Below are 10545 nucleotides of genomic sequence, written 5' to 3'. Positions count from 1 at the left end.
CTCATCTTGCCACCTCCGCTATTTTCTGCATTAAAGCTGCAGCAATCTGTACGGCATTCGCAGCGGCTCCTTTGCGTATGTTATCGGCAGTCGTATAGAACAACAATCCGTTCTCTAAAGAAGTGTCTTTTCTGATCCTCCCAACATAAACCATATCTGTTCCTCTAGCAAGAATGCTCGTCGGATATTTATGTGCTGCTAGATCATCTTCTAATTGAATCCCTGGAAACTGGCTGAGACACTCTCTAATTTCTTCCGTCGTAAACTCTTTTTGCAGTTGAACTGCCACAGAGACTCCATGTCCATTTTCGATTGGCACACGTACGCAGGTTGCTGATACTGGCAAAGCAGGCTGATGCAGAATCTTACGGGTCTCATTTATCATTTTCTGTTCTTCTTTTGTATACCCATTTTCCAAAGGCTGATCGATTTCCGGAATCACCGTTTGGCTAATATTATAAGGATACAAAACTGGTTCCTCGTCATTTTGCGTACGATGAAGATCTTCAATGCCTTTTTGCCCGGAACCAGAAACTGCTTGATAGGTCGAATAATTGACTCGCTGGATACCAAAGGCTTCTTGTAAAGCTTTAAGTGGAAGTACCGCTTGAATGGTTGAACAATTTGGATTTGCAATCAGCCGATTCAATGTATAGTCTTCCAGATTGACCTCTGGAACGATTAATGGAATATCCGAATCTTCCCGCCATGCTGAGGAATTATCTATGACAAATAGTCCCTGACTTCGTGCGATTGGCGCAAACTCTTTGGATACAGAAGCACCTGCAGAAAATAGCGCTAAATCATATCCTTCAAATGAAGTTTCTGTCAATTCCTGTACAGTGTGTTTCTTTTTCTTGAATACACAAACTTTACCGGCTGAACGTTTTGAAGCTAATAATTTCAATCGTCCTACTGGAAAATCATATTCTTCTAACACTTTGAGCATCGTTTGGCCGACTAATCCGGTTGCCCCCACAATACAGGTATCTATTTCGCGCATTTTTCTCCATCTCCTCTATAATTCGCGTAACGCAGCAATCAATGCTGTATTTTCTTTTGTCTGATCATCACTTATTTTTAATACACGTGCAGGTATTCCACCGACAACAGTGCCTGCTGCCACATCTTCTAAAACCACTGCTCCTGCTGCCACGACTGCATCTTTTCCGATATGGACACCTTCAACAATCACTGCATTCGCACCTACCAGTACGCCGTCTTCTACGATAACCGGTTTGGCCGATGCTGGTTCGATCACACCTGCTAAGACAGCTCCTGCACCAATATGGCAGTTTTTGCCCACTGTCGCTCGTCCACCTAAGACAGCACCCATATCAATCATCGTGTTTTCACCGATTACTGCACCAATATTGATAATCGCTCCCATCATGATCACGGCATTGTTGCCGATTGACACTTGATCTCTGATAATAGCACCTGGTTCGATACGAGCATTAATTTTTTTAATATCTAGCAAAGGAACTGCGCTGTATCTTGCAGCAGTTTCGATTTCGATTTCAATGATTTTTTCTGATTCAGCTTCTAAAACCGGAGCAATCGTCTCATAGTCACCAAAAACAACGAAGCTGCTTCCTTCACCAAAAACTTTACTTTCTTTAAATTCGATTGGCTCGGTTACATTCAGATAGACTTTCACAGGCGTCTTTTTAGATGCCGTTTGAATGTAGCGGATGATTTCTTGAGCTTCCACGTTTTTTACACCCCTTTGTCCATTAATAAATCTTCTAATTTGTAATAACCTGGTGACTGATCTTTCAACCAGTCCGCTGCTTCTACTGCGCCTGCAGCAAAGATTCGATTAGAAAAAGATTCATGTTTGATCGTAAATATTTCATCAGTAGCAGCAAACAATACATCATGTTCACCAGGTAAAGAACCTGCACGAATACTGTGTACACCAATTTGGTTTTCTTCTCTTTTTTTCCCTTGCCAGTTGTATACGGGCTGCAGCTTTTGCACTTCTTGGATTGTTTGAAGCAGCATATTTGCAGTACCAGATGGTGCATCTTTTTTACGACTATGATGTTTTTCAATCAGTTCGATCTGCCAGCCTTGCAACATTGCAGCTGCTTGCTTGATTAGTTGATTCATCACCATGATGCCGAACGAAAAATTAGCACTATACATCACAGGTACATGTTTGGCATGTTCTTTTATTTCTTGGAACTGTGATTGTGTATAACCTGTCGTGCCAATGACTAACGGAAGTTGATAAGACAAGCTATACGAAAGGATCATCTCTAAATTATCTGGATGAGAAAAATCAATAAGCAGTTCTGGCAGTTCCGTAAAAGCAAGCGTAGTTGCTTCTTTAGGTGCCGTCCGTAAAAGAAGGACCGTATCTCCTCTTTCTTGTGCAACTTCTTCGACTCTATTTCCCATCTGTCCACTGCCAATCAATCCGATTTTCATTTTTCAACCGTCCTTTCTTTTAACAAAAGCTGAGCTAATTGTTTCTTTTTCTCTTTTGAAAGAGAAACTAAAGGCAGGCGTAGAGGTCCGGAAGGTAAGTCTAATAATGACATGGCTGCTTTGACAGGAATAGGATTGGTCTCACTGAACAAGGCATGGATCAGTTCAAGTGCATTTAATTGCTTTTCTTTTGCTTGCTGCCATCTTCCGTCCTGCGTATCTTTTACTAATTCATGGACTATTTTAGGTTGGATATTCGCCCATACACTTATTACACCGCTTCCTCCTACACTCATTACTGGTAGGATCAAATCATCATTTCCACTGTAAAGGAAGAATTCTTCTCCAATCAACCGAGCGGCATCCATCACATAAGCCATATCTCCTGAGGCTTCTTTCAAACCAATGATATTAGGATGTTCTGCTAAATTTACTAATACATGAATTGGAATCGACATGCCTGTTCTAGAAGGAACATTATACAAAATAAGCGGAATCGGTGAGGCTTCTGCAATTGCTGTAAAATGAGCAGCTAGTCCTGCGTCACTTGTTTTGTTGTAGTAAGGGGTGATGACCAAAAGTGCGTCTGCCCCCAAAGAAGCAAAATGCTTCGCTTTTTCAATCGTTTCTTTTGTATTATTCGTTCCAGCTCCTGCAATCACCGGCACACGGCCAGCCACTTTCTTTACTGTCAGTTGAAGGATCTGCTCCTCCTCAGATTGTGTGAGCGTAGAAGATTCTCCTGTTGTACCTAAAACTAATAATCCGTCTGTTTGTTCATCTAAATGGAATTGGATCAATTTTTCCAAACCAGCATAATCTACTGATCCCTCTTCATTCATCGGCGTGATCAGCGCCACGATCGAACCTTTTATCATCTTCATTCCTCCAATATTCTTGTCCATTCATGAACTGCTGGGCCAGCCATTTGTATCGTATCCTCACCAGAGATCATCAAGTCTCCTTGTTCCAAGTGAACAACTACCTGATCTGCTGAAATTTTCCCAGTTTCCTTAGCAACCACATAAGAGGCACAGCAACCTGTACCGCAAGCAAGTGTCCAACCTACTCCTCTTTCATAGGTACGGACGATCAATTCTTGTTCATTGACTACTTCTACAAAGTTGACATTGGTTTTTTCTTTGAACAAAGGATGATGACAGATCAGTTCACCTCTTTTTCTCCAGACTTCCTCACGCGCATTTTCAACAAAAACAACGGTATGAATCGTTCCTAAAAATAAACTAGTGATCGTTACTTTGTCACCATTGATCTCTATTTCCTGGTTTTTTATTGGATAAGTTTGATTAGCTTTGATTTTTTCCGGAGAATCATCTGGCACTCCCATATCTACGCTGCAATAAAAAGGTGAGGGATCCAACACCGTAATTTTTCTTGTGCCTGCTAATGTCTCTACGTTGAATTCCTGTTCATTCATCATGTTCTGATCATTTACGTATCGAGCAAAACAGCGAATGCCATTTCCGCACATCGGCGCGCGACTGCCATCTTTGTTGTAATAGATCATTTCCAACGGATCGGTTTTTACGGCGATCAATCCGTCTGTGTCATATTTTTCTTTTGCACATAAAGAAGCAGCTAATTGACTATAATCCGTATCCTCTGTGTAATCTAATAAGATAAAATCATTTCCACAGCCATTATATTTATGAAGGATCATAAGAAACTTCCCCCCTTAGTAGATCAGAAAATGCTTGTCTGCGAACAATCAGTCTTGATTGGCCATTATTGACAAAAACAACTGCTGGTCGTGTCGCTCGATTGTAGTTGCTGCTCATCGAGTATCCATAAGCTCCCGTGGAATAAACAGCTAAAAGATCACCCGATTCTGCTTTCGGCAAATAAGCTTCTTTAATTACCACATCGCCTGATTCACACATTTTTCCTGCAATCGTCACTTTCTCTGTTTTTTCTTCCGACAGTTTTGCTGCTAAATCACAATCGTATTCTGCCTGATACAGAGCTGGACGGATATTATCTGTCATCCCGCCATCTACAAAGTAATATTTTTTATGTGGTGTCTTTTTGATGAAACCAATCGTGTATAGTGTTGTACCAGCTTCTCCAACAATACTTCTACCCGGTTCGATCAGTAATTGACGAATGGTCAGTTTTCGTTTTTCCAAAGCTTCTTCCGTATATTCAATCAGTTTTTTTAGTGCCTCTTCGACTGGGATCGGCTGATCATTTTGTGTATAACGAATCCCAAACCCTCCGCCAAGATTCAAGGAAAGAGGTTGGTCAAAATCGGTTAAGTAATTCGTCAATTTGTCGATTTCAGCTAACCAAGCAGTAACATCAAAAATTTGTGACCCGATATGAGCATGAAATCCTTCTAACTCTAGATAGCTGCTTTCTTTTATCAACTGAAGGGCTTGTTGGCACTCTTTACTTTCATAGCTCATGCCGAATTTTGAATCAATATGCGCAGTGACGATATATTCATGAGTATGTGCTTCTACTCCGACATTCAACCGAAGCATGATACAGATTTTTTTTAAATAGCGTTGGCTTAATTCTGCTAATAATTCAACTTCCATCAAATTATCGGCAACAATATGCAACAAATCATTTTCAAGTGCATAGATCAGTTCCTCTGGCGTCTTGTTGTTACCATGGAAGTAGATAGTATCTCTAGGAAAATCAGCTTGCAAAGCGGTATAGATTTCCCCACCACTGACAACATCTAGCCCGAATCCATATTCACGAACTAAATGCAGCATCTCAATCGTTTGGAATGCTTTAGAGGCGTAAAGCACTTTTGTATCAAAACGTTTCGATACAAAGCCTCGCTTGAATGACAGCATCGTTTGTCTCATCTTTTCTTCATCATACACATACAGAGGTGTCTTATACTTTTCTGCCAATGTGCTTGCTGTGACTCCGCCAATTATCAATTCTGTCATTTTTTCATTCCTCTTTTCACTTTTTTTCCGTTTTTATTGGAATTTCATTTGATAAAGATTTGAATTTTATTGGAATAATATTAAACAAAATTTTCTGAATTGTCTAGTATATTTCGAAATATTTTTTTAAAAATAAGAATAAAAATGGTTATAAAAACAAAATACCCGAACTATTAGAAGCTATTTATACATAAAAACATAAATTCAACACTATTTAGTGATGAAAAAATATTTTCGCTTCAATATAGTTCGGAATAGTTCGGATATTTTCAATTTTATGAATCATTTCAATTTCTTCATAAATAAGTGCAGTTTCTTCTTTCTCTAGCTTTTGCCATTCATCTTTCAAAATATAAATAAAATCAAATACTTTTTTATTTTTCAATTTGCTGATTCCACAAAAAACCTCTTGAAAGGCAGATCCGATGATCTGCCTTTCAAGAGGTCAAGCTCTGTTTTCAAATTCTTATCAATCCGTTAGCGAATTATTTTGACGCACGTTTTACATAAGAACCTTCTGCTGTATTGATTTCCAACAATTCATCTGTTTCGATGAAGTCAGGAACATTGACTACTAAGCCAGTTTCCATTGTCGCTGGCTTACCTGAACCAGTGACTGTTGCACCTTTGATGGAAGGTTGTGTTTCCACAACACGTAATACGACAGTTGTTGGTAATTGAACGCCGATGACTTCGCTACCGAAAAATTGGATTTTTACTTCCATGTTTTCTAGGATATATTTCATTTCTTCTTCTACTGTTTCTACAGGAATTTCATATTGCTCATATGTTTCCAAATCCATGAAGAAAGCTGTATCATCCATCGTGTACAAATATTGTACAGGTTTTGTGTCGATATGTGCTTTTTCAAATTTTTCTTCTGGTCTGAACGTTGTGTCGTATGTTGCACCTGAACGGACATCTTTCAGTTTCATACGCATAACTGTATTTCCTTTACCAGGTTTATGGTGGCTTGCATCCAGAACTTTAATCAGTTTGCCGTCTTGTACGAAAGTCATACCGGCTCTTAAATCACTTGCTGAGATCATTATTTTTGCTCCTTCTTTTCTTTATCATAATCAACTTTATTGTATCAGACAACCGGCCAGAAAACTAGAGTATTCTCTATCTTTTAAGGTCTCATGCCTATTTGTCAGAAAAATAAACACGGGTAAACGATGCTATCGAAATATTTTTTTCTTTCAAGCCTTTGACTTTTATTTTTTTTCATGCTATCGTTAATAAAAATTTTACTTGGAGGGATACACATGACAGTCAGCAACCAAAAACAATTGAATCGTTGCTGTTGTATGGTGCATAAAAGCAGCATACTATTTGTCATGTCTATTAATTGCCCTTCATAGAATGAGTACCAGGTAACTTATCTTTTTATCTACTCAATTTTTCTCTATGTCTTTCAAGGAGCTGATTTAATAGTCAGCTCCTTTTTTTATTATCTTTTTTAGGAGGCCCACATGATTATCTCGACAATTACAGAAGCTATTGGTTCCACACCGCTTTATCGCTTTGACAATCAGCACTATTCTATGCCTAAAGGTTCTGCTATTTATGCAAAACTAGAATATTTAAATCCTGGAGGAAGTATCAAAGATAGATTGGGCAGTTATTTGATCAAAGAAGGATTTGCCCAAGGAAAAATCAATGAAAAAACGACGATCATCGAACCAACTGCCGGAAATACAGGAATTGGGATCGCTCTGGCCGCACTCACATACAAATTAAGAACGGTTTTTGTTGTTCCAGAGAAGTTTAGCTTAGAAAAACAACAATTGATGAAAGCATTGGGAGCAAAGATCATCCATTCTCCTAGTGAGCAAGGAATCATCGGTGCCATCAGCAAAAGTAAAAAACTTGCAGAGGAGATATCAAACAGCTATCTGCCTCTTCAATTTGAAAATAAAGATAATCCTGCTGCTTACTATCATACGTTAGGGCCAGAAATCTTTCATGAAATCAAAGAAAATATCCATAGTTTTGTAGCAGGAATTGGGAGTGGTGGAACCTTTGCTGGAACTTCTACCTTTTTGAAAGAAAAATATCCCGACATTCGAATAATCGGTGTAGAACCAGAGGGCTCTGTGTTAAATGGTGGTGATCCAGCCCCTCACGAAATTGAGGGTATCGGTGTAGAATTCATTCCGCCGTTTCTTTCTCCCCTTTCAATCAATCAGATCGAGACAATCTCTGATGTAGAAGGGTTTAACTATACTAGGCAGTTAGCACGAGAACAAGGACTATTAGTTGGAAGTTCGAGTGGTGCGGCTTTTGCAGCAGCATTAAGAGAAATTCGTCGTTTACCACCTGGTCATCGTGTCGTTACGATTTTTCCAGACGCAGCAGACCGCTATTTATCAAAAAACATTTACTTATAGGAGGAAAGAAACATGCACATTCAAACAAAATTGATCCACGGAGGCATCAGTGAAGATCCCACAACAGGAGCTGTCAGTGTACCTATTTATCAAACATCCACTTATCGGCAAGATGGCGTCGGCCAGCCTAAACAATATGAATATTCAAGATCTGGTAATCCTACTCGTTTTGCATTGGAAGAACTGATTGCTGATTTGGAAGGCGGTGTTCGAGGATTCGCTTTTTCTTCTGGTCTTTCTGGGATTCATGCCGTTTTTTCTCTTTTTCAAGCTGGCGATCATATCTTATTAGGAGATGATGTCTATGGAGGAACATTCCGTCTATTTGACAAAGTTCTTACTAAAAATGGTCTCGAGTACACGATCATAGATACGAGTAATCTTGATAAAATAGAACAATCCATCAAACCCAATACAAAAGCACTTTATCTTGAAACACCTAGCAATCCGCTTCTAAAGATTACTGATTTAGAAAAAAGTGCCACTCTGGCTCATCAACATGGATTGATAGTTATTGCTGACAATACATTTGCTACTCCTTATTTTCAAAGACCTTTAGATCTCGGTTCTGATATCGTTGTCCATAGCGGTACCAAATATCTAGGCGGACACAGCGATGTAGTAGCTGGTTTAGTGACTTCTAACCATAAAGATCTAGCCGATCAGATCGGATTTTACCAAAATGCTATCGGAGCCGTACTTGGTCCCCAAGATAGCTGGTTACTTCAGCGCGGAATCAAGACACTAAGTGTTCGTATGGAGGAACATCAAAAAAATGCTTTTGTGGTAGCTGATTTTCTATTTTCTCATCCAGCAGTAGAAAAGGTCTACTATCCAGGATTACCCGATCATGAACTCCATGGAGTTGCTAAGCAGCAGATGAGCGGCTTTAGCGGAATGATTTCTTTTACTTTAAAAAATGAAGAATCTGCTATTCCATTTGTTGAATCACTCCAACTATTTACTTTAGCAGAAAGTTTAGGTGGCGTAGAAAGTTTAGTGGAAATTCCTTCTGTCATGACTCATGCGTCTATTCCAAAAGAAAAACGAGAAGAGGCTGGCATAAAGGACGGCTTGATCCGTCTTTCTGTAGGAATTGAGTATGGTCAGGATCTCATAAACGATTTAGCTCAGGCATTTGACAGAATCAAGAACTAGAAGTCCCAATAAACGACTTAGCAGAAAAATCTAAAAAATATTTCAGATTGCTACACCTTGGAAACGATAAGTGTTAGAATCAAGTAGAAAGACGTTTTTGATGCTTTTCACTAAATAATTCTCTAGTGAAAAGCATCAAAACGAATGAACAAACAGATAGGAGTCTTACAAATGAGAATGAATGTCGAAAGTTTTAATCTTGACCATACAAAAGTCAAAGCACCTTATGTACGTGTAGCTGATCGAAAAACGGGTGCGCATGGCGATGTCATCATTAAATACGACGTCCGCTTTAAACAACCAAATAAAGAACACATGGACATGCCAAGTCTACATTCACTTGAGCACTTGACTGCCGAACTAATCCGCAATCACGCAGATTACATCGTAGACTGGTCTCCAATGGGATGCCAAACAGGCTTTTACTTGACTGTATTGAATCATGAAAGCTACGAAGACATTTTAGATGTTCTTGAAGCAACAATGAAAGATGTTCTTGAAGCTACTGAAGTACCTGCAAGTAATGAAACACAATGTGGCTGGGCTGCCAGCCATACACTAGAAGGTGCACAAGCTTTGGCTCGTGAATTTTTAGCAAAACGCGATGAATGGTCTGAAGTAGAAGCATAGTTTCTAAAAGAACGTAAAGATGAGAAGCAATATAGCTATCTTATCTTCGTATTTTATTAAATATTTATTGTCTGAAAAGAGTTCTAAACGGGAAAACAAATAGCTAGTTTTCAGTTTAGCGCTCTTTTTATTATATAAAATAGAAAGGAGAAAACTTTATGTCTATTTATAATTTTGAAACTACTTTAGAAGACGGCACTGTCTATTCATTGAAAAAATATGCAGGCAAACCGATAATCATTGTTAACACTGCAACAAAATGCGGTCTAGCACCTCAATTTAAACAATTAGAAGAACTTTACCAAGCTTATCAGACACAAGGTCTGGTTATCTTAGGCTTTCCTTCCAATCAATTTAAACAAGAGCTAGATTCAGCGACTGAAGCAGCAGAAGCTTGTAAAACCACTTATGGCGTTACCTTCCCTATGCATCAATTGATTGACGTAAATGGAGAAAATACAGATCCTCTTTTTACTTATCTTAAAAATGAAGCTCCTGGTACTGTCACTAAAGCAATAAAATGGAATTTTACTAAATTTTTGATTGATAGAAATGGCAAAGTAATCGAACGATTTGCACCACAAACTTCTCCATTGAAAATGACCGCTGCAATTGAATCCGTTCTTTAACTTAATAAAAATAAAAAAAGATGAACTATTTCTAGTTCATCTTTTTGCCTTTGCGTGGCGACGTCCTACTCTCACAAGGGGCAACCCCTCACTACAATCGGCGCTAAGAAGCTTAACTTCTGTGTTCGGCATGGTTACAGGTGTATCCTTCTCGCTATCGCCACCACACTGTGGTGTTATCTTTTATTGAGTAAATTTTGTTCACTCAAAACTGGATTTGAAGTCACATAAGTTTTTTTCCGAGTTCTTTTCTTTTAACCTATTGGTTAAGTCCTCGATCGATTAGTATCAGTCCGCTCCATACATCACTGTACTTCCACTCCTGACCTATCTACCTGATCATCTCTCAGGGATCTTACTTTCTTAAAGAAA

The 10545-nt window shown here is 38.9% G+C and carries 12 protein-coding genes and 2 rRNA genes; 4 read left to right on the top strand and 10 right to left on the bottom strand.

Annotated elements, in window-relative coordinates; all coding sequences use genetic code 11:
• Position 1: 1 nt before the first annotated feature.
• The 8 genes from OS139_RS09110 to efp form a co-directional block, all read right to left on the bottom strand.
• A complete protein-coding gene (locus OS139_RS09110; protein WP_002286873.1) occupies positions 2-1003 on the bottom strand; it encodes an aspartate-semialdehyde dehydrogenase in 1002 nt (333 codons plus the stop codon).
• Positions 1004-1018: 15 nt separating this feature from the next.
• The gene (gene dapD / locus OS139_RS09105; protein ID WP_002301230.1) at positions 1019-1714 is read right to left on the bottom strand and encodes a 2,3,4,5-tetrahydropyridine-2,6-dicarboxylate N-acetyltransferase; all 696 of its coding nucleotides are present in this window, start codon (positions 1712-1714) and stop codon (positions 1019-1021) included.
• A 5-nt stretch (positions 1715-1719) separates the two neighbouring features.
• The gene (dapB, locus tag OS139_RS09100; protein ID WP_002331673.1) at positions 1720-2436 is read right to left on the bottom strand and encodes a 4-hydroxy-tetrahydrodipicolinate reductase; all 717 of its coding nucleotides are present in this window, start codon (positions 2434-2436) and stop codon (positions 1720-1722) included.
• Positions 2433-3314, bottom strand: coding sequence for a 4-hydroxy-tetrahydrodipicolinate synthase (dapA, locus tag OS139_RS09095; RefSeq protein ID WP_002286879.1), 882 nt, complete (start codon positions 3312-3314; stop codon positions 2433-2435). Before dapA ends, dapB begins: the two co-directional genes overlap by 4 nt.
• Before the next feature lie 2 nt (positions 3315-3316).
• Positions 3317-4117, bottom strand: a complete 801-nt coding sequence (gene dapF / locus OS139_RS09090) for a diaminopimelate epimerase (RefSeq protein WP_002331674.1) — start codon at positions 4115-4117, stop codon at positions 3317-3319.
• Positions 4104-5363, bottom strand: coding sequence for a diaminopimelate decarboxylase (gene lysA, locus OS139_RS09085; RefSeq protein ID WP_002286883.1), 1260 nt, complete (start codon positions 5361-5363; stop codon positions 4104-4106). The genes dapF and lysA overlap by 14 nt, the downstream gene beginning before the upstream one ends.
• A 214-nt stretch (positions 5364-5577) precedes the next feature.
• Positions 5578-5748: a hypothetical protein gene (locus OS139_RS09080; RefSeq protein WP_002294348.1), complete on the bottom strand. Its 171-nt coding sequence runs from the start codon at positions 5746-5748 to the stop codon at positions 5578-5580.
• Between the two features lie 100 nt (positions 5749-5848).
• A complete protein-coding gene (efp, locus tag OS139_RS09075; protein ID WP_002289434.1) occupies positions 5849-6412 on the bottom strand; it encodes an elongation factor P in 564 nt (187 codons plus the stop codon).
• Between the two features lie 426 nt (positions 6413-6838).
• Here efp and OS139_RS09070 point away from each other — a divergent pair, with 426 nt between their 5' ends.
• The 4 genes from OS139_RS09070 (at position 6839) to OS139_RS09055 (ending at position 10173) form a co-directional block, all read left to right on the top strand.
• Positions 6839-7756 carry a PLP-dependent cysteine synthase family protein gene (locus OS139_RS09070; protein WP_002289436.1) on the top strand — a complete coding sequence of 306 codons (918 nt, stop codon included), beginning with the start codon at positions 6839-6841 and terminating at the stop codon, positions 7754-7756.
• Between the two features lie 12 nt (positions 7757-7768).
• The gene (locus OS139_RS09065) at positions 7769-8914 is read left to right on the top strand and encodes a cystathionine gamma-synthase (protein ID WP_002289438.1); all 1146 of its coding nucleotides are present in this window, start codon (positions 7769-7771) and stop codon (positions 8912-8914) included.
• A gap of 171 nt (positions 8915-9085) precedes the next feature.
• Positions 9086-9544, top strand: a complete 459-nt coding sequence (locus OS139_RS09060) for an S-ribosylhomocysteine lyase (protein WP_002289439.1) — start codon at positions 9086-9088, stop codon at positions 9542-9544.
• Between the two features lie 158 nt (positions 9545-9702).
• Complete coding sequence (locus tag OS139_RS09055) at positions 9703-10173, top strand: glutathione peroxidase (protein WP_002289440.1); 471 nt, start codon at positions 9703-9705, stop codon at positions 10171-10173.
• Positions 10174-10225: 52 nt separating this feature from the next.
• On the opposite strand, the gene rrf is transcribed toward OS139_RS09055, so the two are convergent.
• Together rrf and OS139_RS09045 are read right to left on the bottom strand one after the other, a co-directional pair.
• Positions 10226-10341 (bottom strand): 5S ribosomal RNA (gene rrf / locus OS139_RS09050).
• Positions 10342-10435: 94 nt separating this feature from the next.
• Positions 10436-10545, bottom strand: a 23S ribosomal RNA gene (locus tag OS139_RS09045); the annotation flags it as partial.

Origin of the sequence: Enterococcus sp. E4-223 (genome assembly GCF_035727065.1) — a bacterium.
Lineage (GTDB): Bacteria > Bacillota > Bacilli > Lactobacillales > Enterococcaceae > Enterococcus_B > Enterococcus_B faecium.
The sequence above is the reverse complement of the archived record's forward strand: the minus strand, read 5'-3'. Positions and strand labels throughout refer to the sequence as shown.